This is a genomic window from Flavobacterium psychrolimnae (genome assembly GCF_003312425.1).
Lineage (GTDB): Bacteria > Bacteroidota > Bacteroidia > Flavobacteriales > Flavobacteriaceae > Flavobacterium > Flavobacterium psychrolimnae.
Genome location: NZ_QNUX01000001.1, coordinates 234,435 through 258,307 on the forward strand (window position 1 = coordinate 234,435; position 23,873 = coordinate 258,307).

23 protein-coding genes are annotated in these 23,873 nt (G+C 33.5%); 16 read left to right on the forward strand and 7 right to left on the reverse strand.

Annotated features, from left to right (window positions below):
- Positions 1-158: 158 nt before the first annotated feature.
- The gene (locus DR980_RS01005) at positions 159-1,622 is read right to left on the reverse strand and encodes an aminoacyl-histidine dipeptidase (protein WP_113633404.1); all 1,464 of its coding nucleotides are present in this window, start codon (positions 1,620-1,622) and stop codon (positions 159-161) included.
- A gap of 109 nt (positions 1,623-1,731) precedes the next feature.
- On the opposite strand from DR980_RS01005, the gene DR980_RS01010 reads away from it, so the two are divergent.
- Positions 1,732-2,793 (forward strand): DUF3810 domain-containing protein, encoded by a 1,062-nt coding sequence (locus DR980_RS01010; protein ID WP_113633405.1) that lies wholly within the window; start codon positions 1,732-1,734, stop codon positions 2,791-2,793.
- 222 nt (positions 2,794-3,015) lie between these two features.
- Here DR980_RS01010 and DR980_RS01015 read toward each other — a convergent pair whose 3' ends face one another.
- The gene (locus DR980_RS01015; RefSeq protein ID WP_113633406.1) at positions 3,016-4,320 is read right to left on the reverse strand and encodes an NAD(P)/FAD-dependent oxidoreductase; all 1,305 of its coding nucleotides are present in this window, start codon (positions 4,318-4,320) and stop codon (positions 3,016-3,018) included.
- Positions 4,321-4,673: 353 nt separating this feature from the next.
- On the opposite strand from DR980_RS01015, the gene DR980_RS01020 reads away from it, so the two are divergent.
- The 12 genes from DR980_RS01020 (at position 4,674) to DR980_RS01080 (ending at position 14,921) form a co-directional block, all read left to right on the forward strand.
- On the forward strand, positions 4,674-5,177 hold the full coding sequence (locus tag DR980_RS01020) for an RNA polymerase sigma factor (protein WP_091171887.1): 504 nt from the start codon (positions 4,674-4,676) through the stop codon (positions 5,175-5,177).
- On the forward strand, positions 5,174-5,806 hold the full coding sequence (locus DR980_RS01025; protein ID WP_113633407.1) for a hypothetical protein: 633 nt from the start codon (positions 5,174-5,176) through the stop codon (positions 5,804-5,806). The genes DR980_RS01020 and DR980_RS01025 overlap by 4 nt, the downstream gene beginning before the upstream one ends.
- A gap of 236 nt (positions 5,807-6,042) precedes the next feature.
- Positions 6,043-7,989, forward strand: coding sequence for a threonine--tRNA ligase (gene thrS, locus DR980_RS01030; RefSeq protein ID WP_113633408.1), 1,947 nt, complete (start codon positions 6,043-6,045; stop codon positions 7,987-7,989).
- Positions 7,990-8,005: 16 nt separating this feature from the next.
- Complete coding sequence (gene infC / locus DR980_RS01035) at positions 8,006-8,563, forward strand: translation initiation factor IF-3 (protein ID WP_379852977.1); 558 nt, start codon at positions 8,006-8,008, stop codon at positions 8,561-8,563.
- 99 nt (positions 8,564-8,662) lie between these two features.
- Positions 8,663-8,860 carry a 50S ribosomal protein L35 gene (gene rpmI, locus DR980_RS01040; RefSeq protein ID WP_022827375.1) on the forward strand — a complete coding sequence of 66 codons (198 nt, stop codon included), beginning with the start codon at positions 8,663-8,665 and terminating at the stop codon, positions 8,858-8,860.
- A gap of 172 nt (positions 8,861-9,032) precedes the next feature.
- A complete protein-coding gene (rplT, locus tag DR980_RS01045) occupies positions 9,033-9,377 on the forward strand; it encodes a 50S ribosomal protein L20 (protein WP_035633036.1) in 345 nt (114 codons plus the stop codon).
- Between the two features lie 153 nt (positions 9,378-9,530).
- The gene (locus tag DR980_RS01050; RefSeq protein ID WP_113633409.1) at positions 9,531-11,249 is read left to right on the forward strand and encodes a tetratricopeptide repeat-containing sensor histidine kinase; all 1,719 of its coding nucleotides are present in this window, start codon (positions 9,531-9,533) and stop codon (positions 11,247-11,249) included.
- Between the two features lie 11 nt (positions 11,250-11,260).
- Positions 11,261-11,929, forward strand: coding sequence for a DNA-binding transcriptional response regulator (locus tag DR980_RS01055; protein ID WP_113633410.1), 669 nt, complete (start codon positions 11,261-11,263; stop codon positions 11,927-11,929).
- A 208-nt stretch (positions 11,930-12,137) separates the two neighbouring features.
- Positions 12,138-12,422, forward strand: coding sequence for a hypothetical protein (locus DR980_RS01060; RefSeq protein WP_113633411.1), 285 nt, complete (start codon positions 12,138-12,140; stop codon positions 12,420-12,422).
- Between the two features lie 234 nt (positions 12,423-12,656).
- Positions 12,657-12,944 (forward strand): hypothetical protein, encoded by a 288-nt coding sequence (locus tag DR980_RS01065; protein ID WP_113633412.1) that lies wholly within the window; start codon positions 12,657-12,659, stop codon positions 12,942-12,944.
- Between the two features lie 580 nt (positions 12,945-13,524).
- The gene (locus DR980_RS01075; protein WP_113633414.1) at positions 13,525-13,974 is read left to right on the forward strand and encodes a hypothetical protein; all 450 of its coding nucleotides are present in this window, start codon (positions 13,525-13,527) and stop codon (positions 13,972-13,974) included.
- Positions 13,975-14,108: 134 nt separating this feature from the next.
- A complete protein-coding gene (locus DR980_RS01080) occupies positions 14,109-14,921 on the forward strand; it encodes an endonuclease/exonuclease/phosphatase family protein (protein WP_167400516.1) in 813 nt (270 codons plus the stop codon).
- Position 14,922: 1 nt separating this feature from the next.
- On the opposite strand, the gene DR980_RS01085 is transcribed toward DR980_RS01080, so the two are convergent.
- Both DR980_RS01085 and DR980_RS01090 read right to left on the reverse strand, forming a co-directional pair.
- Positions 14,923-15,765 carry an isoaspartyl peptidase/L-asparaginase gene (locus tag DR980_RS01085; protein ID WP_113633415.1) on the reverse strand — a complete coding sequence of 281 codons (843 nt, stop codon included), beginning with the start codon at positions 15,763-15,765 and terminating at the stop codon, positions 14,923-14,925.
- Between the two features lie 57 nt (positions 15,766-15,822).
- The gene (locus DR980_RS01090) at positions 15,823-16,695 is read right to left on the reverse strand and encodes a cyanophycinase (protein ID WP_113633630.1); all 873 of its coding nucleotides are present in this window, start codon (positions 16,693-16,695) and stop codon (positions 15,823-15,825) included.
- A gap of 271 nt (positions 16,696-16,966) precedes the next feature.
- Here DR980_RS01090 and cphA point away from each other — a divergent pair, with 271 nt between their 5' ends.
- Positions 16,967-19,591 (forward strand): cyanophycin synthetase, encoded by a 2,625-nt coding sequence (gene cphA / locus DR980_RS01095; RefSeq protein WP_113633416.1) that lies wholly within the window; start codon positions 16,967-16,969, stop codon positions 19,589-19,591.
- A 127-nt stretch (positions 19,592-19,718) separates the two neighbouring features.
- Here the strand turns inward: cphA and DR980_RS01100 are convergent, their stop codons facing one another.
- On the reverse strand, positions 19,719-20,978 hold the full coding sequence (locus DR980_RS01100; RefSeq protein WP_113633417.1) for an asparagine synthetase B: 1,260 nt from the start codon (positions 20,976-20,978) through the stop codon (positions 19,719-19,721).
- 168 nt (positions 20,979-21,146) lie between these two features.
- On the opposite strand from DR980_RS01100, the gene DR980_RS16280 reads away from it, so the two are divergent.
- Complete coding sequence (locus tag DR980_RS16280) at positions 21,147-21,287, forward strand: hypothetical protein (RefSeq protein ID WP_167400517.1); 141 nt, start codon at positions 21,147-21,149, stop codon at positions 21,285-21,287.
- A 35-nt stretch (positions 21,288-21,322) separates the two neighbouring features.
- The gene (locus DR980_RS01105) at positions 21,323-21,979 is read left to right on the forward strand and encodes a DUF547 domain-containing protein (protein ID WP_167400518.1); all 657 of its coding nucleotides are present in this window, start codon (positions 21,323-21,325) and stop codon (positions 21,977-21,979) included.
- A gap of 64 nt (positions 21,980-22,043) precedes the next feature.
- Here the strand turns inward: DR980_RS01105 and DR980_RS01110 are convergent, their stop codons facing one another.
- Together DR980_RS01110 and DR980_RS01115 are read right to left on the reverse strand one after the other, a co-directional pair.
- Positions 22,044-22,712 (reverse strand): response regulator transcription factor, encoded by a 669-nt coding sequence (locus tag DR980_RS01110; protein ID WP_113633419.1) that lies wholly within the window; start codon positions 22,710-22,712, stop codon positions 22,044-22,046.
- A 3-nt stretch (positions 22,713-22,715) separates the two neighbouring features.
- The gene (locus tag DR980_RS01115) at positions 22,716-23,507 is read right to left on the reverse strand and encodes a sensor histidine kinase (protein WP_113633420.1); all 792 of its coding nucleotides are present in this window, start codon (positions 23,505-23,507) and stop codon (positions 22,716-22,718) included.
- Positions 23,508-23,873 lie beyond the last annotated feature (366 nt).

Here is a 23,873-nt window from a genome sequence, read left to right on the forward strand (position 1 = left end):
AACGGCTAAAGAAAAGAAAGAAGAAAAGAGAGACAAGAAGAACGCTCCGAAAAGAGACTAATAATTAATGGTCAGTGTTCAGTTTAAAAAGAAGTGTTCAGTTATAAATACTGACTCCTAAACAACTGAACACTGACCATTTTTTCAATAACTGAATACTATTTCACCGGAATATTCGCTAAAATTTCCAACACAAATTTCCAGAATTTCTGAGAAGAAGAAATACTAGCTCTTTCATCAGGGGAATGTGCACCGTGAATCGTTGGTCCAAAAGAAATCATATCCATATCTGGATAATTAGTTCCCAGAATTCCACATTCTAATCCTGCGTGACACGCCACTACTTTTGGTTTTTCACCGTTTTGCTTCTCATAAATTGGAACTAAAACATCCAAAATCTCTGACTCTGAATTTGGTGTCCAACCAGGATATGAACCTGAAAATTCTACTTCACATCCCATTAATTCAAAAGCAGAACGCAACGCATTCGCCAAATCAAATTTAGATGTTTCAACAGAAGAACGCGTTAAACATTGTACTGAAAGTTGTCCTTCTCCAACAATTACTTTAGCAATGTTATTCGATGTTTCTACTAAATCATCAAAATCAGCACTCATTCTGTACACTCCGTTGTGAGCAGTATACATCGATCTTACAAAGTAAAACTGAGCAATTGTCGGCATTACTTTAGCAGGAGTTGCCTCCATTTTTTCAAAAACAACTTCTAAATTTGGTTCCGTTGTTTTAAACTCTGTTTTGATTTCGTTTACAATTTGCTGCATGTCAAAAACGAAAGCTTCATCATACACTTCGGCAATAATTACTTTTGCCTCACTTTCACGCGGAATCGCATTGCGTAAACTTCCTCCTTTTATTTCTGAAATTTGCAAACCAAAATTATCAAAACCATCAAACAATAATCGGTTCATGATTTTATTGGCATTACCCAACCCTTTGTGAATATCCATTCCAGAATGCCCACCTTTCAAGCCTTTTACAGTAATCGTATATCCTACAGAACCTTCCGGCGTTTCCTCTTCATCGTACTCAGCAGTAGCCGTTACATCAATTCCTCCCGCACAGCCAATATCTATTTCATCATCTTCTTCCGTATCCATATTCAAAAGAATTTGACCTTGCAGAATGCCTCCTTTTAAGTTCAACGCCCCTGTCATTCCTGTTTCTTCGTCAATGGTAAACAAAGCTTCAATAGCAGGATGCGGAATATCAGTACTTTCTAAAATTGCCATAATAGCGGCAACTCCTAAACCGTTATCAGCACCAAGAGTGGTTCCGCGAGCACGTACCCAATCTCCATCAACATACATATCGATTCCTTGTGTATCAAAATCAAAAACGGTATCCGAATTTTTTTGATGCACCATATCCAAATGTCCTTGAAGCACGATTGCTTTTCGGTTTTCCATTCCAGCAGTTGCCGGTTTGCGGATGATTACGTTGCGAATTTCATCTTCGAAAGTTTCCAATCCTAGATTATTTCCAAAGTTTTTCATGAACTCAATTACACGCTCTTCTTTTTTAGAAGGACGAGGCACGGCATTCAAATCGGCAAACTTGTTCCAAAGAGCTTTTGGTTCCAGATTTCTTATTTCCTGACTCATTTATTTTTGTTTGAGGTTTAACATTTACAAGTCCCAAAGTTACAAAGTTTAAATTCGTTATGATAGTAATTGATATTGTAATTATATTTACATTTCCAAAATTCAAACATTGAAAACAAAATATTTCCTTTCCTCCTTCCTACTGATCCAAATACTGCTTTTGCAAATAATTCCCTTTTACCCGAAACAGATAGAAGATTGGTATAGCAACGGTTTATACCCGATACTTTCGCTATTTTCAAGAACTATTTTGGGTGGAATTCCTTTTTCTGTAGGTGACTGTCTTTATTTTATTCTTATTTTATTTATTTTAAAATGGATTTGGAACAAACGAAAAACCTGGAAATCCGATTGGAGAGACACTGTTTTGAGCATCTTGAGTTTTGTTTCGGTTTTTTACTTTTTATTTCATGTTCTTTGGGCGCTCAATTATTACCGTGAACCGCTTTTTGAAAAAATGGAAATTCAAAAAGACTATTCGGATGATGATTTATTGGCTTTCACAAAAAAAATAATTGCTAAAACCAATGCTGTTCATTACCAAATCACAAAAAACGACAGCTTGAAAGTGGTATTTCCGTACTCGCAAGAACAGGTTTTTGAAATGAGTCTGAATGGGTATAAAAACCTATCCGCGGAATATCCCTATTTTTCTTACTCTAAGTTAAGCACCAAGAAATCATTGATTAGTTTGCCTTTGACCTATATGGGTTTTGGAGGTTATCTAAATCCGTTTACCAATGAAGCGCAGGTTAATTATTTGGGTCCAATGTACAGCTTCCCTATGACCACGAATCACGAAATGGCACACCAAATGGGTTACGCAAGCGAAAGCGAATGCAACTTTATTGGGTTTTTAGCTTCTGTAAAAAATGATGATTTATACATTCAATATTCAGGTTACAGTATGTCTTTACGCTATTGTTTAGGGAATTGGCAAGCACGAGACAAGGCTGTTTTTAAACAATTATTAAAAACTGTTCATCCTGGTATTTTGAAAAATTATAAAGAAAGTGAAAATTTCTGGAAACAATACGACACTATTATCGATAAAGGTTTTCATGCTTTTTACGACCAATTCCTGAAAGTAAACCAACAAAAAGACGGCATGGAAGGGTACAGCAAATTTGTGAATTTGATGGTGAATTATTACAAAGAAAAAGATTTTTAATCCTAAAGTTTGAAAGTCTAAAGTCTTAAAGTCAAATGACTATCCTTCTAATACTAATTTTTGAGATATTTAAATATTCACAAAGAGATAAAGAGAATTTAGAACGCTATTTAAGTGACTTAATTTGATTTTTATCGGATGCTAATGAAAGCAAAAAAGTTAAAGACAAATGACGAACAACTTAAAAATACTTTCGACATCTGACTTTTAGACTTTCGACAATTACACTTCATCACTCGTAAAAGTGGTAAAACTTTTCTTTTTGTAAGGTCTAATGATTAATCTTCCTTCACGATCAAAACGGATGTAATTGTATACCCAATTCAGGAATACGACGGCTTTATTTTTGAATCCAATAAGGGAAAACAAGTGGACAAACATCCAGACAAACCAGGCAAAAACGCCATTAAAATGGTATTTAGGCAAATCGACCACCGCTTTATTTCTTCCTATGGTTGCCATCGAACCTTTGTCGTTGTATTCGAAAGCTTCCATGGGTTTGTTTTCAATTAATTTTATTAAATTTTCACCCAATAATTCCCCTTGCTGCATGGCGGGTTGCGCCATCATGGGATGTCCTTGCGGATACGTTTCGGATTCCATGGAAGCAATATCTCCTACTGCAAAAATGTTTTCATAGCCCACTACTTGATTGAATTCATTGACACGTATGCGTTCTACTTTTTCTACCAAGGATTTCCCATCTAATCCAGCAACAAGAGCTCCTTGAACGCCTGCTGTCCAGATTACCGTTGCAGTTTCAAAAATCAAATCGGAATTTGTGGTTATGGTTCGTCCGTCATAATTAGTCACGCGAACGTTTTTCCAAATTTTTACACCCAAACTGGTTAAAAACTTCTCGGCAGCTTGAGAGGATTTCTCACTCATGGTATTCAGGATTCGGTCTCCACTTTGAATGAGATTAATTTCCATTTTGGCAATATCAAGATCGGGATAATCTTTTTGCAGAATGGCTTTTTTCATTTCGGCCAAAGCTCCCGCAAGCTCTACTCCTGTTGGTCCGCCACCTACAAGTACAAAATTGATGAGACTATTTTGTTCAGCTACATCGGTAGTCAAAACTGCTTGCTCAAAATTTTCAAGAATCAAACTTCTTATATTCAGCGATTGCGGTATGGTTTTCATGGCCATACTGTTGCGCTCGATTTCTTTGTTGCCAAAATAATTGGTTTTGGAACCCGTGGCAATCACGAGATAATCATAACTTAATTCGCCAATTTCGGTAATTATTTTTTGATTTTTAGTGTCTATTTCTTGAACGTTAGTGAGCCTAAAGTAAACGTCATCGTACTCCTGAATTACTTTTCGGATTGGGTATGCTATGGAACCAGCTTCGAGTCCGCCTGTGGCAACTTGATATAATAAAGGTTGGAAAGTATGGTAATTGTGTTTGTCTAAAAGGACAACCTGAACTTTTTTATTTTTTAATTTTTTGGCTAATGCAATTCCGGCAAAACCACCTCCTATAATTACTATTCTGGGTAAAGTTGAATTTGGGATGTTCATGATTGTAAAAAAGTTCAAAGTTGCTAAGAATCAAAGATACAAAGTTTTCTATTCTTGAATTTCATCAAATAGTATCGAAATTATTGTTTTCTTTGGAAATGATCTTTATAAAACTAAACGTGTAAATTAGCCCCGATTGCAATGGAAATCCTTTCTAGTCCTGAACTTGTTTCAGTATCCTGAAACAAGTTCAGGACTAGAAAGATTGCAATGTACAGCGGGACGAGTCTTAATTATGAAATGATTAGTGTTGTGCTCCTGATTGCTTTGTAACTCGCAATGACAAATTTGAGAAGTATTATTTTATTCCCTTAATTTGTAACAAAAACCAGTAGAGACTTACTAACGTATATATGAGTGATAATCTAGAACATTCTTTTGTTAAGCAGTTGCAGGAAAATCAGAATATAATCCACAAGATTTGTAGGTTATATACTAATGGCGATGATGCACACAAGGATTTGTTTCAGGAAATTACGATTCAGTTGTGGAAGGCTTTTCCAAAATTCAGGGGTGACAGCAAATTTTCTACTTGGGCGTATCGAGTCGCATTAAATACGGCGATTACATTGTACCGAAAAACAAAACGATCCATAAATACTATCGAATTTGAAGGACGACAACATTTCCTGAATGATGTGGAATACGACTATGAAGAGGAAGAACAATTAAAATTAATGTACAAAGCGGTTTACCAGTTGAATGATATTGAAAAGGCGTTGATATTTATGTATCTGGAAGATAAGGATTACCAGGAAATATCAGAGACACTGGGGATTAGCGAAGTAAATGCGAGGGTGAAAATGAATAGAATAAAAGGGAAATTAAAGAAAATATTAAATCCATTAGGAATATGAAAGAGCTGGATTTATTAAAAAAAGACTGGCAGAAGAGCGATAACTCTTTTGAGCAGGTATCGGAAATCGAGATTTATAAAATGATTCATAAAAAATCATCTTCGATTGTGAAGTGGATTTTGATTATAAGCATTTTGGAAGTTTTATTATGGACCTGTCTTAGCGTTTGCTTTGACTCTAATGAGTATTTAGAAAAAATAAAACACACAGAATTAATTGGCTATTTTGAAGTCTTAAACTACTTTAACTACGCTGTTATTTTGATTTTTATTTATTTGTTTTACAAAAACTATATTCTGATTTCGACCACAGCATCAACCAAGCAATTGATGCAAGACATCCTCAAAACCCGGAAAACGGTTCAATATTATGTTTGGTATAATTTAGCGATGCTTGTTTTTAGTTTAATTGTTGGCTTTATTATTGCATTTGCTTATAATCCTGAAATGGATGCTTTGAAAAATCAAATTAATGGCAATAGCAAAGTGATGGCAATAACAATAGCCGTCTTAAGTATTTTTAGCATTGCATTATTCGGTTTGTTATGGCTGTTTTACAGAGTATTATACGGCACTTTATTGCGTAAATTATATGCCAATTATAAAGAATTAAAGAAAATCGATTTATAAAAACTCGTTCTTTTTCCTAAAAAAAGGAACTACATGACACCTTGCATTTGAAACAAGAAAGATTATTTAATCTATTCTCAGATTATGTTTGGTGCATAATTGACCAAAAATATTTTTTAATACGGCACTGATTCTTACAAACCCTTTAGATTATTAGTTTTAGACTAACAAACCTTACATATATATTGTTTGTGTTTTTGTAATGGTCTATATTTGCATTCTTAAAATATCAAACAATGATTAAGATTACTTTGCCCGACGGGTCAATTAGAGAGTTTGCTCCTGAAGTAACTCCAATGGATGTTGCAAAAAACATCAGTGAAGGATTTGCCAGAAATGTGATTTCTGCATCTTTTAATGGCACAACTATTGAAACAACTACTCCTTTGACGACGGACGGAAATCTTACTTTATATACCTGGAATGACGCTGATGGAAAGAAAGCTTTCTGGCATTCGACTTCACACGTTATGGCACAGGTTCTTGAAGAAATGTATCCTGGGATTAAATTAACACTGGGACCAGCAATTTCTAATGGATTTTATTACGATGTAGATTTTGAAGATAATAAAATCACTGATGCTGATTTCAAAAAAATTGAAGACAGAGTTCTTGAAATATCAAGAGGAAAACATGAATTTAAATTACGTCCCGTTTCTAAAGCTGATGCATTAGAATTATACAAAGACAACGTTTATAAAACCGAATTAATTTCGAATCTTGAGGACGGAACGATTACTTTTTGTGATCATGATACATTTACTGACTTATGTCGTGGTGGTCATATTCCTAACACAGGAATCATCAAAGCTATGAAAGTTATGAGTGTGGCCGGAGCATACTGGCGTGGTGACGAAAAAAACAAACAATTAACGCGCGTTTACGGAACATCATTCCCAAAACAAAAAGAACTTACAGAATATTTAGAATTACTGGAAGAAGCAAAACGTCGTGACCATAGAAAATTAGGTAAAGAACTGGAGCTTTTTGCTTTCTCACAAAAAGTAGGAGCTGGTTTACCATTGTGGTTACCAAAAGGTGCAGCATTAAGAGATCGTCTTGAGCAATTTTTGAAAAAAGCACAAAAGAAAGCGGGTTATGAACAAGTAGTTACGCCACATATTGGTCAGAAAGAATTGTATGTAACTTCCGGACATTATGCAAAATACGGTGCAGATAGCTTCCAACCGATAAACACTCCCGCTGAAGGAGAAGAGTTTTTGTTGAAACCTATGAACTGTCCGCATCACTGTGAAATTTACAACGTAAGACCTTGGTCATACAAAGATTTACCAAAACGCTATGCTGAATTTGGAACCGTTTATAGATACGAACAAAGTGGTGAATTACACGGTTTAACTCGTGTTAGAGGTTTTACACAAGATGATGCACACATTTTTTGTACTCCTGAACAACTGGATGAAGAGTTTAAGAAAGTAATTGACTTGGTACTTTATGTATTTGGTTCATTAGGATTTGAAAACTTTACAGCTCAAATTTCATTGAGAGATAAGGAAAATCGTGATAAGTACATTGGTACAGATGAAAACTGGGAAAAAGCTGAAAATGCAATTATCAATGCCGCTGCCGATAAAGGTTTGAATACTGTAGTTGAATATGGTGAAGCTGCTTTTTATGGCCCAAAATTGGATTTCATGGTAAAAGATGCTTTGGGAAGACAATGGCAATTAGGAACGATTCAGGTAGATTATAACTTGCCGGAACGATTTGATTTGACATATAAAGGATCTGACAACGAATTGCACAGACCGGTCATGATTCACCGTGCTCCTTTTGGATCAATGGAACGTTTTATAGCTATATTATTAGAGCACACAGCAGGAAATTTCCCACTTTGGCTAATGCCTGAACAAGCTATAATATTGTCTTTGAGCGAGAAATATGAAATATATGCGAAAAAAGTTTTAGATTTGCTAGAAAATCACGAAATTCGCGCCCTAATCGACAATAGAAACGAGACAATCGGGAAGAAAATTAGAGATGCCGAAATGCAAAAAACACCGTTTATGTTGATTGTAGGTGAGGAAGAAGAGAAAAATGGTACAATCTCTATCCGTCGTCATGGACAAGAAGGAAAAGGAAATATCACCGTTACAATAGAAGAATTTGTTGCTATTGTAAACGAAGAAATCAGCAAAACATTAAAAGTATTTACAGTTTAACTTAAATTATAAAGTCATAGCAATAAGAAGCAACAGAGGTTATCAACCTCGCGTAGAAAAAAAGGATGCACACAGAATAAATAACCTTATTCGTGGTGTACAAGAAGTAAGACTTGTAGGTGAAAATATCGAACCTGGAGTTTTTAAACTTTCGGAAGCTTTACGATTAGCGGATCAATTTGAACTGGATTTAGTAGAAATTTCTCCTAATGCAGAACCTCCAGTTTGTAAAATAATGGATTACAAGAAATTTGTTTACGAGCAAAAGAAACGTGATAAAATCCTGAAAGCGAAATCTACGCAAGTAGTCGTTAAGGAAATTCGTTTTGGACCTCAAACAGATGAGCATGATTATGAGTTTAAAAGAAAGAATGCTGAAAAATTCTTAAAAGAAGGCGCAAAACTAAAAGCGTTCGTATTCTTTAAAGGGCGTTCAATCATTTACAAAGATCAAGGTCAAATCTTATTATTAAGATTAGCAACCGATCTTGAGGAATTTGGTAAAGTAGAAGCGATGCCAGTTCTGGAAGGAAAGAGAATGATTATGTTCATTGCTCCGAAGAAGAAAAAATAGTATTCAGTTTGCAGTGATCAGTTTTATAACTTTAAACCTGAAACTTTAAACTTGAAACAAAGATAAGTAAGTAAGAATAAATTAAAATACTAGGAAAAAATGCCTAAAATGAAAACCAAATCTAGCGCCAAGAAACGTTTTAAAGTTACTGGTTCTGGAAAGATTAAAAGAAAGCATGCTTTTAAAAGTCACATCTTGACTAAAAAATCTAAAAAACGTAAATTAGCTTTGACACATTCAGCGCTAGTTCACAAAACAGATATGAAAAGCATCAAACAACAATTAAGAATTATTTAATTAAGTCTTAAAGTTATAAAGCCAAAGGTCTTAAAGACTTTTGACATTCTACTTTAAATACTTTTGACTAAATAGTCTTTAGGTTAAAACAATTTAAAAATAACCTTGGAGTATGGCCATTAAGTGCTTTTGATTAAATTCAAGCCGCCTGCTACAAAAAAACAATAAAATTATGCCAAGATCGGTAAATTCAGTTGCTAAAAGAGCAAGAAGAAAAAAAATAATGAAGCAAGCCAAAGGTTTCTTTGGTAGACGTAAAAACGTTTGGACAGTTGCTAAGAATGCGGTAGAGAAAGCAATGTGCTACGCTTACCGTGATAGAAAAGTGAACAAAAGAAATTTCCGTGCATTATGGATTCAACGTATCAACGCTGGAGCTAGATTGGAAGGAATGTCTTATTCACAATTCATGGGTAAAGTAAAAGCTAACGGAATCGAATTGAACCGTAAAGTTCTTGCAGATTTAGCAATGAATCACCCAGAAGCTTTCAAAGCAGTACTTAATAAAGTAAAATAAACGTTTTATCAACTCAATTTAGATTACTTACTTATATAGAAACCTCAATCGAAAGATTGGGGTTTTTTGTTTACAAAGACATTTAAAAATTAATAAATTATAGCAATCCGCTAAACACTGTTTTAATATTAATTTCAGTAATTTCGCGCAATGATGTTTAAAAAAAAATATTTCCTGGTTTTTTATCTATTCTTAGCATTGCTTTTTCTCACACAATCCTGTGAGAAAAAAAAGAGAAATAATTCTTCTAAAAAACAAGATCTCACAGAAATCAACCGACTCATAGATATTGGCCACAAACATTATGAAAACGAAGCATTTGATAGCTCCTATTATTACTTCAATAAAGCTAAATTTGCTGCTGAAATAAAAAAAGACACTTCAAGGATTATTCATTCTATAAGTTGGATGGCTCAGATTCAGACGTATTTAGGCGATTATTCCGGTAGTGAGACTACATCTATTGAAGCTTTACCTTTATTAGAAAATACAACTAAATATCCATACGGACAAACTAATATTTACATTGGTCTTGGAAACAATTATTTAATGATATTTGATAATGATAATGCAATATACTATTACAAAAAAGCAATAAACTCAAAAACTGATGAAGAAGTAGAATCTGACATTATTAACAATATCAGTTTAGCTTACACTGAAAAAGGTGATTATCAAACAGCAATTCAAATTCTCTTACCCTTGACTATTAAAAAAGAAGTTAAAAATAATAGTGAGGCATTTGCTCGAATTATTAATAATTTGGGACATAATTATAATAAATTAGGAAGTTCAAAAGCACTTTATTATTTAAACAAAGGATTAAAAATAAGAGAGCTAAATAAAGAAAACCGGGAAATACTGTCTAGCCATTATAATTTAGCTGAATATCACAAAACTAGTAATTTAATTTTATCTACTAAGTATGCTTTACTTGCTTACAAAAAAGCAACTCAAGTAAACCATGCTGACGATCGACTATTATGTTTAAAACTATTAATACAAAACACATCAGGAGATGAACTCAAAAAATATTCTCTCACTTATCTTCATATCAATGACAGTATTACTAAGGTGAGACAAAAAGCTAAAAATCAATTTGCTAAAATCAAATATGATTTTAAGAGAGAGAAAGAGGAAAATATAAAACTAAAATCTCAAAAAAAACTTCAATTAGAACAACAGGAAAATAGAAATCAGATTTTGTATTTTGGACTGGTCCTATTTATTATCTTAATTGTTTCAATAGCCAATTATCTTGTTGCCAAAAATAAACGAGAAAAAATTAAAGCATCTTACAACACCGAAACTCGTATATCTAAAAAACTTCATGACGAATTGGCCAATGATGTTTATCAAACTATGGCTTTCGCCGAAACTCAAGATCTATCAACTACTCAAAACAAAGAAATTTTAATTTCCAGTTTAGACACCATTTATATTCGTACCCGAAACATTTCAAGAGAAAATAGCAACATCGATACCGGACTCGCATTTATATCCCATTTAAAAGACATGATGTCCGGTTTTAACACGCCATTGGTCAATGTACTAATAAATGGTGTGGATACAATAAAGTGGACTGAGTTAGAAAACCATAAAAAAATCATTGTGTATCGCGTAGTTCAAGAATTGCTGGTGAACATGAAAAAGCATAGTAAATGCAGTTTAGTAGTATTAACTTTCAAAAAAAATGAAAATAAATTACAAATTGACTACACTGATAACGGGGTTGGAATAGGAAATTCTGAATTAATTTCTAAAAATGGGTTACTCAATGTGGAAAACCGTATTCATGCTATAAAAGGAACTATTACTTTTGATACTAAATCCAATAAAGGATTTAGAGTAAGTTTAGATTTTCCAATATAACACTGTAGCTTATGTTTAATAAAGTATTGATTGCCGAGGATTTAGACACCATAAGCGTTGGTGTTATTCAAGCACTGAATGAGATTTCTGTTGCAGAAATTCATCATTCCAAATACTGTGACGATGCTTTTTTGAAAATAAAAAAAGCACTAGATGATAATGTACCTTATGATTTACTTATCAGCGATTTATCATTTAAACCCGATCATCGAGATAACCGACTAACTTCCGGCGAAGAACTGATTGAAGCAGTAAAAAAAGTACAGCCAGATATAAAAACAGTAGTATTTTCTATTGAAGATAAATCATTCCGAATTAAGTCACTTTTTAAAAACCAAGGAATCAACGCCTATGTTTCTAAAGGTAGAGACAGCATTCCGGAGCTTAAAAAAGCAATTCAGCGTATTTATAATAATAAAGAAATTGAGCTCACCTCAGAGATTGAATATGCACTAAGAGATAAATCACTCTTTGAAATCGAATCGTATGATATTACCCTTTTGAAATCATTAGCCAAAGGTTTCACACTAGACGATATCTCGACCGAATTCAAGGATTCAGGAATTATTCCAAATGGTAGCAGCAGCTTAGAAAAACGCATCAATAAATTAAAAATATACTTCAAAGCAAGTAACAATGTACATTTGATAGCTATCACAAAAGATTTAGGACTGGTATAATCCGGCATTACCTAATTAAGATAATTACTTCACCAGCATAAAATCCGAATTATATTTAAAAGTGCATTTTAAACAAAAAATGATTCTTAAAAGAAAAAATACATTTTTATTAAAATTGCACAAAAAAACACTCCCATTACGGTTTTCCGTAAAGATAAGATTTTAAAAGATATTAGGTTTGCCACAACAAACTTTAAGATCATTTAAAATGGCCAATTTCACAAAAGACGACTTAGCATTTACTGGATATTCACAAAAAATCGATTTGGCAAATAATCCAGAACATTTCGAAATACTTGACGGTATGTACATTGACAAAACAGAAGAAATTGAAGTAATCTATTTCTGTAATCAGTTTTTAGAAAAATATAAAGTTCCTCAAACCAAAGCAAGTTTCCAAAAAGTTGAAAGTTTCTTACAACATGCAGCGTTAGAAAATGAAGTCTACAAAGCTCAATTACAAGATTGGATAGCAAGCAACTGGATCAAATAATACACTTTTTTACCTATAAGTATATAACTGAAAATAAATTTTTCGGGTATACAATTTTCAGCAAAACGTGGTTTCCTTTAACCGCTACATAATTCTTGACCTCAAAAAAAACAACTTATAGCGGATTCAAATAATTATTTCGGTGCAATACGGTTTACCGTAAGGAACGGAATTTTATTGCCTTTACCTTTGATAAAAGTAAAAAACCTAAATGATTTTGCAAATAATTTAGTCATGAAAGAAAACGAAGTGCTGAACAATGAAACTGAAAATCATACAATTGAAAAATGGAATAAAATACTTCAAGATTATGATAATTATGTAAAAGAATACCTTAAGGATTATAAGAAATCGCTTCAAGGAAATAGTATTTCGTTATCCAAGTATCCTTACATGAAAATCAAATCAGAGGCTTTATATAAGAAACTTAAAAAAGCGGACGATAAAAAAATTTTGACACAAAGTCAGATAAAAAAAATATTAAAGATTCAATTAAAAATAGTAACTGCTTGTTGTGAGTAAATCTTTTTAAAAAGACGAAATGAAAAAAAATATTTTACTGGTAACTATACTAACAATTTTGATTTTTTCTTATCCAACAAAAACTAAACATAAGAATAACAATTCAAGTACCAACAGAGAAAACAGTATCCTAATAACGGTACAAAGCGACCGGAAATATGATTCTGATGAAGATGTCAGGAAACTTTCTAGGAATTTTTCGAAAAAAAAACGATAAAAAACCAGTTTGATACCTCCCAAAATAAAAATTTTAAACAACATTCCTCAAGGCACAATAAAGGAAAAATCCTGTATTATAAAGACAGCTATGCAAGTCCTAAAACTAAAATAGAATAATATTTTTAAACATAAATAGTTTACAAAAATAAAAACAAATAATGACATCAGTAGTCCTTCTTAACCTCCATTTACTTTTTGCTGTTCAAATCGGAATTATGATACTAGGTGCAATTTGGCTGGTATTTTTAGTATATCATTTATGGAAAAATAAATAATATTCCTCTTTTCAAACAAGACTTTATAAAGTCTTTCAAAAAAAACTCATCATCTATAATTAATTCAATAAAGATTAAGAACAACCATGATTTTAAAAAATAATTTCATAAAACTATCATTAACTGAAAACGGGATACTTTTAATCTTTAAAACAAAAGAAAAAAAGCAAATTTTGTTTTCTGATTTGGACCAAGTTTACATAACAGTAAACAAAATGAAAACCATTTACATTGCCCTAATTTTTGCACTTTCAATAGGATTAGCTGGATTTAGCTATATCTATTTCCAAATAGACTTAATCCTGTTAATAGCTTTCTTATTAGTAATTACTATCATTTTAAAAATGAATGATTACAAAAGCTATGGTCTAAAAATACGTTTAAAAAACGGTGCCATTTTTGAAAAAAGAGTAGATATCAAATCCAAACATGAAACAATAGATTTTGTAAATGACATTCGCAAAGAGATTTACGATTATAAAATAAAAAAGAGTAATGAAGCTTTAATTAAAGTTCAGTATGAATCAGTTGTCTAAAACGGAGGAATCCTTCAAAAAAAAAATTTGACTTCAATAAAATATACAACTGAAAAAATGTCACTCACACTGCGCAATCTGAGTTTGAATTGTTTTAATTTTACAAGTTATAACACACATAACAATTACTAAAATTGACTACATTAAGAGCGCTTTATTCGGCACTATTCGTCCTTATTCCCTTCTATATTTTCTCCCAAACGAAACTCGTTTCCTGGAACATCGAAAACTTTGGAAAATCAAAGTCTGAACAAACAATCAACTACATTGCAAATTCGCTTAGAGAATATGACATAATAGCCATTCAGGAAGTCGTAGCGGGATATGGTGGCGCACAGGCTGTGGCCCGATTAGCAGATGAACTGAATCGCAAAGGCACGAAATGGGATTATGTAATTAGCGATCCTACCAGCAGCAGCGCTTACAAAACCGAACGTTACGCATTTATTTGGAAAACAAGCAAGGTTACAAAAATAGGAAGAGCGTGGCTCGAAAAAAAATACCATTTGGAGATTGACAGAGAACCCTATTTTTGTACGTTTGAGTATGAGAATAAACAATTTACAGTCGTGAATTTTCATGCAATTACAAAGAAAAGACAACCTGAAACAGAGATTAAATATTTCAAGTATTTACCGGATGAATATCCAAATTTGAACTTAATTTTTGCTGGGGATTTCAATTGTCCTCAATCACACACCGTTTTTAATCCTTTGAAAAAAATGGGATACACTTCTATTTTGATTGGTCAAAAAACATCGCTGAAACAAGAATGTAAAAATAATAATTGTCTGGCTTCGGAATTTGATAATATGTATTTTAAATCTTCGAAAGTAAATACTATCAATTCAGGAATTATTCCGTTTTATAAAAACTTCAATTCTTTAAAAGAAGCCCGAATAATCTCTGATCATATTCCTATTTGGTTTGAATTTTCTTTGAACTAAATTAATCAAAAACTTCAAATTGATCGCCGTCAAAACTGGCAAAAACCATACTCGGGTGAGAATCCTTATGAAATATATTTCCTTTATTATCAATAGCAATGGCACCGGCAAAACCATCATAAGGTTTTAATTCGTTGAACGTTTTAGTAAAAGCTTCTTGTAATGAAAAACCATCGGTAACTCGAGTTACAATTTTTGTTGCAGTGGCATTACTCACAATATCCTCACCCACTCCTGTCAAACTCACACCACAAAATGCATTAGCATAATTACCAGCTACAGTGGCAGAATCAGAAATGCGTCCAGGAATTTCAAATCCTTTTCCTCCAGTTGAAGTTGCTACAGCAATTTTTCCCTTGGCATCTAAAGCTACACAACCAACAGTTCCAGTTCCCAATGATTTCAGTTTCGCTTCATACTCTGCTCTTCTTTGTGGAATTTCGGTTGAAAAAGGTTCAAAACCATGTTGCCGTGCAAAATTAGTAGCTCCACTTCCGCCTAAAACTCTGTCGTCATATTGCATCAATAATTGGGCAACCTGAACAGGATTCTTCACTTCTTCAATATTGATAACGCCACTCATTTTCTGAGTTTCCCCATCCATAACGGCGGCACTCATTCTGATTTTTCCGTCACTTTGTATTTGAGATCCAATTCCGGCATTGAATAATTCGTCATCTTCCAAAAGAGAAACGGCATAAACAACTGTTTCTAATGCGGAATGCGTTTGTAAAAATGCGTAGGAATCTTTTACAATTCTTTCTAATGCATTTTGCTTGGCAACTTTTGTTTCGTTGTTGGTTGATGATTCCGAAAAAAAACCACCATGTATAATTAATTTCATAATTGATTGAAGCCTTTTAGTTTACTGTATATAAATCTGTTATTCGCAAACTAACTATTATAAGTAATGTGAAGATTGAATGTGCATTTTATGCGTTTCAAGATTGTAAGTGTCAAACTTGCTCATCACATGGGTTACTAAATGGGAGATTGAAATGGGTTGCCCTAATTCTACTTTTGTTAAATTAGTGTCTTTTATTTCACGACCATCTACTAAAATAACCAAGCCGGAACCTATGGCTTCCATTTCTTTATTATTAGTAATCAACAATCCTGTATCCTCACCTAAACCTATTCCAAGCACTCTCGGATTCCCTACAACAGCTTGAAAAAGTCTGCCGATTCTACCGCGTTGCACAAAATGAGTGTCAATAATAACACCGTCAATTAAACCCAATCCGCTTGAGATTTTTACTTCGCCTTTCAATAACGCTTCGGAGCTACTTCCCTGATAAATCATGTTATTAGAAGCTGCAGCTGCTCCAGCCGAAGTTCCTGCATAAATAAATTCTTCATTATGATATTTATCCAATAACATATCATGAAACGGTGTTCCTCCTAGAATAGAACTCAATCGCAACTGATCGCCTCCGGTAAACATAACAATATCTGCTGCTTGCAATCGTGCTAAAACCTCAGGATCAGCGGCTTGTTCTCTCCTTTCAATATGGAGAATATCAACATTTTTAGCATTCAAATATTCAAAAGCCTTGACATATTCAGGTCCTATTTCGCGTGGAATAACAGAGGCCGTTGTAATAACTTCTATTCGTGATTTTTCTTTATGTTTTGATTCATTTAATATCCTTTTTAGAATTCCAGCTTCAAAAAAGTTTAAATTATTGGTTGCATTTTTATCTAAATCGGTTTCCGTAAAACTTCCTTTATCAACTGCACCGCCTATTATTATTAGTTTTCCAAGTATATTCATTTTGTAAAAATAACCAAAAAGATAAAAAAGAGCATTTGAACTTGTACTTTTTTTTTCAAAAATTGCCAACAGAGCTACTAATAATTAATTTTTAAAGAATAAATTTTGATTCCTATCGTAAAAACTTTACTTTAGTTGCATTCTAACTTATTTAGATTGAATTATTAGATTGTACTTTACTTTTTTTATCCAAATCAATACTGGTTAAAAATGAAAATTAAGCCTTTGTATTCAACTATTTTTTTACACAAAAAATAATCTTTCCGTTTTTATGAAAATAATCAAAGTACAAGCCCTCCGTGGTCCGAATATCTGGAGTATTCAAAGAAAAAAATTAATCCAAATGCGCTTGGATTTAGAAGAAATGGAGCAATTCCCCACCAATAAAATTGACGGATTTAGAGAACGAATCGAAGCAATGTTTCCTTCGATGATTGAGCATCGTTGTTCAGAAGGTTGTCGTGGTGGATTTTTTTCCAGAGTAGAACGTGGAACCTGGATGGGACATGTAATTGAACACATTGCACTTGAAATTCAGTCTCTTGCCGGAATGGAAACCGGTTTTGGAAGAACCAGAGAAACCAAGACTCCAGGAACTTATAATGTAGTTTTCAGTTATACTGAAGAAAATGTAGGACTTTTTGCTGCGGAATCCTCTGTTGCCATTGCCGAAGCTTTAATTGCCGGAACTGAATATGATGTTGATGCCGACTTACAGAAAATGCGTGAAATCCGCGAACGTGTGAGACTTGGCCCAAGTACAGGAAGTATTGTAGAAGAAGCTGTTGCCAGAGATATTCCTTGGATTCGACTGGGAACGAACTCATTGGTACAACTTGGATATGGTATCAATCAAATGCGTTTTCAGGCAACCATTACATGTAAAACCAGCAGTATTGCAGTAGATATTGCCTGCAATAAAGAGCAGACTAAAAAAATGTTGGAAATGGCTTCTATCCCAGTGGCCAGTGGAAGTATTTGTGTAGACGAGGAAAGTTTAGCCGAAGTGATTCAAAAAATTGGCTATCCTATTGTTCTAAAACCTTTGGGCGGAAATCACGGAAAAGGTGCTTCCATCAATGTTACCAATTGGGAAGATGCAGTGGCGGGTTTAGCTTTTGCACAAACATACGGCAAACGCGTCATTGTAGAAAAATTTATAACCGGTTTCGATTTTAGAATATTGGTTATCGATAATAAATTAGTTGCTGCCGCAAAAAGAGTTCCGGCTCACGTAATAGGAAATGGAACGGACAGCATCCAGCAATTAATTGAAATTACCAATCAGGATCCAAGAAGAGGTTATGGACATGAAAATGTGCTGACTCAAATCGATGTTGACAGAGATACAGAAGATCTATTGGAAAAACTAAACTATACATTGGAAACGATTCCTAGAATCGGCGAAATTGTAGTTTTGAAATCAACAGCAAATTTAAGTACCGGCGGAACATCTGTAGATGTTACTGATATGATGCACCCAGAAAACATCTTTCTAGCAGAAAGAATTTCAAGAGTGATTGGACTTGATGTTTGCGGAGTTGATATAATGGCCGAAAATTTGACCCAACCTTTAAAAGAAAATGGCGGCGTAATTCTTGAAGTCAATGCGGCTCCCGGTTTTAGAATGCACCTTGCGCCTTCTGAAGGATTGCCAAGAAATGTGGCTGCACCGGTAATTGACATGTTATATCCTCCGGGAAAATCGTGTCGTATTCCTATAATTGCCGTAACGGGAACTAATGGAAAAACTACCACTACCCGACTATTGGCACATATTGTAAAAAATAATGGTTTCAAAGTAGGTTTCACCACATCAGATGGGATTTATGTTCAAAACCACATGATGGAAAAAGGTGATACAACAGGACCTCTTAGTGCCGAATATATTTTGAGAGATCCAACTGTAGAATTCGCAGTTCTGGAAACTGCAAGAGGCGGAATTCTTCGTTCTGGTTTGGGCTTCAGTCGCTGTGATATCGGGGTAATCACGAATATTCAGGAAGACCATTTGGGTTTAAGTGACATTCACACTTTAGATGATTTAGCCAGAGTTAAAGCAACAGTGGTCAAAAGTATCAAGAAAAACGGTTGGGCTGTTCTAAATGGTGACGACGAACATTGTATAAAATTAGGAAAAGACCTGAATTGTAATGTAGCTTATTTCAGTTTGAGCGAAGACAGCGATTTTATCAAGAAACTTTGTGCCGAAGGAAAAACTGTTGCAGTCTACGAAAATGGCTATATCACTATCAAAAAAGGAGAATGGAAAATCCGAATTGAGCGTGCGACTCATGTACCTTTAACATTAGGCGGTAAAGCAAAATTCATGATTGCCAATGTCCTTGCTGCTACTTTAGCGAGTTATTTGTGGGGTTTTAAAACTGAAGATATCAGTTTGTCTCTTCAGACTTTCATTCCAAGTGCCGCACAAACTCCAGGTCGTATGAATATTTTTGAGTTCAAAAAATTCAAAGTCCTTATTGATTTTGCTCACAATGCATCCGGTTATAAAGGTGTCGAAGAATACCTTCAAAGCGTAGATGCTACCAAGAAAATTGGAATTATAGCAGGTGTTGGTGATCGCCGAGACGAAGACATCAGGGAATGCGCCCACATTGCGGCCCGAATGTTTGACCATATCATCATCCGACAAGAAAAATACCTGAGAGGAAGAACCGAAGATGAAATTATTAATCTAATTCTTGATGGAATCAAAGCTTCCGGTAAAACGGTAACCTATGAAATTATCCCTAAAGAAACTGAAGCTATAAAACATGCTATAAACTCTGCTGAAGAAGGAAGTTTCATCACCGCTTTAAGTGACGTAGTGACCAATGCAATTGATATTGTACAAGAATATTTAGACAAAGAAAATGAACATGGAGTGGTGTAATTTTTTTAGAAGCTAATCCTGCTGTCCGTTATATCTTTGTTTGCCTAAAGAAGGCAAACAAAGGATGCCACTACCATCAGGGCTAAAAACAAAAGCCAATCGAATTCCGATTGGCTTTTGTTGTATATTATGTTTTTAACTTTTTCTTTCTGGCTGCAGGAAATAAAACGTTATTCAAAATCAAACGATATCCAGGTGAATTAGAATGCAAATCCAAAACTGTTGGAGGATCACCCACCTGATGCTGAAAATCTTCCGGATCGTGACCACCGTAGAATGTAAACATTCCTTTGCCCTTTTGACCATGAATATAACGTGCTTCCCCATTTAACTCACAAGTTCCCATAACCAACACATTTGATTTCATTAAGGGCGCATCAAATGCGGTAGTTTGCCCCATAAACCCTTTGACCAACTGTGTATGATTTTGACAAAGCATGCTAGGAATTGGATCCCATTTAGCCGAAAATTCCATTAAAGTAAAATAATCTTTCTCCATAGGAATTCGTCTTTTTGAAGTCATATCGATATCCGAAAATTCATATTGCTCCGGTTTTCTTTCCAATGTAAAATCTTTGAAAGCAAATGAATTACTGTAATTCATTTTAGATTGGTAATTTCCTTCACTCGGATCTCCATCAAACATTGCTTCGCAAATATCTACGCCATCCGCTGCCAAAGCAATATCAAAACTATCCGTTGCAGAGCACATGGCAAACATAAATCCACCACCAATTACAAAGTCCCTGATTTTTTTAGCAACAGCTCCCTTTTCCTGAGAAACTTTAGCATATCCTAATTTAGCTGCTAAAGTCTCTGCCTCTTTCTTTTGCTCGATGTACCAAGGTACGTTCTTATAAGCCCCGTAAAACTTACCGTATTGACCCGTAAAATCTTCATGATGCAAATGTAGCCAATCGTATAGTAGCAGTTGATCGCTTAATACTTCATCATCATATATTGCAGTAAAAGGGATTTCAGCATACGTCAAAACTAAAGTCACAGCATCATCCCAAGGCTGTTTTCCTTTAGGAGTATACACCGCAATTTTAGGTGCTTTTTCTAGCACCACTGATTCCATATTCTGGGAAGGACTAGAGATTTCATTCAAGATAGCCAACTCTTCTCCATCAGAAATTATTTCAAAACTGACACCGCGTATCTGGCATTCTTTTCGGATTTCCTCAGCATCAGGCAATAAAAAGGAACCTCCGCGATAATTAAGTAACCAACTTGCTTTGTAATTTTTGTCCAAACACCAAAATGTAATTCCGTATGCTTTCAAATGGTTTTGTTGTGTAGTTTCATCCATTGGAACCAAAATAAAAGAAGCTTTGGCAGTTATAGACAATAGAAAAAGGAATATATAGAAGAGTTTTTTGAGCATCTTGCAGTAATTTTTTTTATCTCAAAGATAGAAAGTAAGGACTTCAAATGAATAAAATTTAACGTTTAAATGAAGCTTTTTCATCGCTTTTCTAAAAAACACGTAAAAATACGCATAGCCAAATTATTTCTTAATTATAAATTCGCAGATATCCTTTAATAAACCAAAATGAAAAATTTAATAATGAATCCAAACGAAAGCAATGATCCGTTCAATCTTCTGAATTTATTAAAAAAAATAGGATTGTGTTTATTAGTAATCCTTATCATAACTTTTTACATGCTTTGCTACCAACATCTTAGTCTATAACTAATCAAAATCATTCTCAAAAAATAGAAATTGTTTTGAAAAATTATTACACCGCTTTATCAGAAGAAATTCTCGTCACTGCAAAATCAGATGGCGATTCGACCTTGCTGAGAAGACAACTTTTCTATATCCGGGCAGCAAAACTGGAGAAAAGTCTGGATAGCGATGATTTAAGAAAGACCTTTTGGATAAATATCTACAATGCGTATTATCTCATTATTTCAAAAGAATCTACTGACAACGCTTCAATTTTCAACTTGAAAAGAATAAAAATTGCTCGTTCTCAATTGTCATTAAACGATATTGAACATGGGATTTTAAGAAAATCCAAATTTAAAATGGGATTTGGATATCTTACGAATCCATTTTATTCTGATTTTATAAAAACGTTTGCGGTACGGGAGTTGGATTACAGAATCCATTTTGCTTTACGCAGTATTTCTTTAGAAAAAACTACCATTGATCATTACGATAGTGAAATAATTGAAAACCAACTCGTCCAAATTACCCACAATTTCATTCAATCTGAAACTGAATTCGATACAAAATTAAAATTAATCAGAACATCAAAATTTTTATTCTCTTATTATCGTGATTTTGGAGGTATGCGCTCTGTTAAAAAACTATTACAAGCAAGTTTAAAAAAAGACTTGAAAGGGTATACACTTCAGTTCAAAAACACTGCAAAATAAAAAACAATAATTAATGCATCGCAATTGCCGTTTATCTCCCAATTAACGCAATTTTCAAAAAAAATTATACTTCAAAATCCAGAATTTCATTCTGAACAGCATAAACCACTAAACCAGCAATATTCCTGGATTCTGTTTTCAATAATAAATTGTTGCGATGACCTTCTACCGTTCTTGGACTTATAAATAGCTTTTCGGCAATTTCTGCCGTACTTTTTTGTGAACAAATCAGTTTTAATACTTCAAATTCACGAGCTGTCAAAAAATTACTATCTAAAGCGCTCTTTGTTTTTTTAGCAGTCAAGACATCATCCTGAATAATTTTCATGACATAATCCGTGTAGTAAAAACCTTTTTCAGCAACTTCATTTATAGTTGTAATCAATTCTTGCGGGGTTGCATTTTTTATCAAATACGAAACTGCGCCTACATCAACCATATTGGCAACAAAAGACTTTGAATCGTAACTGGTCAGTGCTATGATTTTTAGTTTTGGAAATTCCACATGAATAATCTTAGTTGCTTCAACACCATTAATTCCTGGCATTTTTAAGTCCATGATGATAATATCCGGATGATTATTTTTATTGTTTTGGAGAAAAGAAATCAATTCATCCCCGTTTGACGCTTCAAAAATGATGTCAATATTTGGTTCACGACCCAATAAAAAAGAAATTCCTTTTCTAAAAAGAATTTCATCATCCACTAATATTATTTTTATAGTTTTGCTCATTTTTTAAAAATTAAAAACTACCGAAATTCCTTTGTTTAATGCTGATTCTAAAGTCATTTTACCATTTAAAAAAGCAATTCTGCTTTCTATATTTTTCATTCCTAATCCTTTTTTATTTTCGTCGGATTTCATTTCAAAACCAATTCCGTTATCTGAATAATAACAGTTTTTGATTCCGTTTTTCTCTTCAAAAAGGACTGCAATAACGGTTGCTTTTCCGTGCCGAAGCGAATTATTCATCAGTTCCTGCAAAATTCTAAAAACATGCAAATGTTTATCAATGTCTTTAATATCAAATGCAGTTTTGTTTTCATAATTTACTTTTACGGCTTTGGAACTGCTAAATTCCAAACATAATTCCTCGACTCCTGCATGAAGTCCAAATTTTTCTAAAACGGGAGGCAACAAACCGTGTGCAATTTTTCTTGAATTATCTAAAGCTTTACCGGTTAGATTGATAATGTTTGCTGTAATTTCATGAATCTCGTTTTGAGATAAATTAGGTGTGGTCAACAAATGCGAGTTCAACGAAACAATATTCAGTTTAGAACTGATGTCATCATGCAAATCTTGCGCAATACGCTTGCGTTCCTCTTCCTGAGTAATAATTACGGCACTTAAAAGCTCTTTTTGATACTGAATTTCTAAATCTTTTTTTTCTAATTCCTTTTGAATAATTTTCTTTCTTGAAAAATAAAAAAACAATATCAAAACCAATCCCATCAGAAGGAAAGCGATAAAACTATACACTATGATTTCAATTATTTCACTTTCCTGCAGTGTATTGACTTTCATAAAATTGTTTTAAATTCTCTTTTTTTAGAAAAACTTTTTTTCCATTCTACCAGTATAAAAATCTGATACAAAACATACAATATACTATTCAAAATCCATGTAATTTTATTCATTTTTGGACTTAAAACAATCGTCAGATTCCCTACCAGAAACAAAATTGTACTGCCGAACAAATAGAATAAAATGCCCATATTTATGAAATAGAACTCTTTTTTTTCATTTAACATATTGTAAAAATGAAAAGTGGCATACAGAATCAATAATATGGAAGTAATGAATATTTCGAAAAGATTAAATTTTAAAAACAAAGAAAAGTCAATGGCATATTGTATTGCTAATGCTAACAAGACTATGATTAAAAAGACT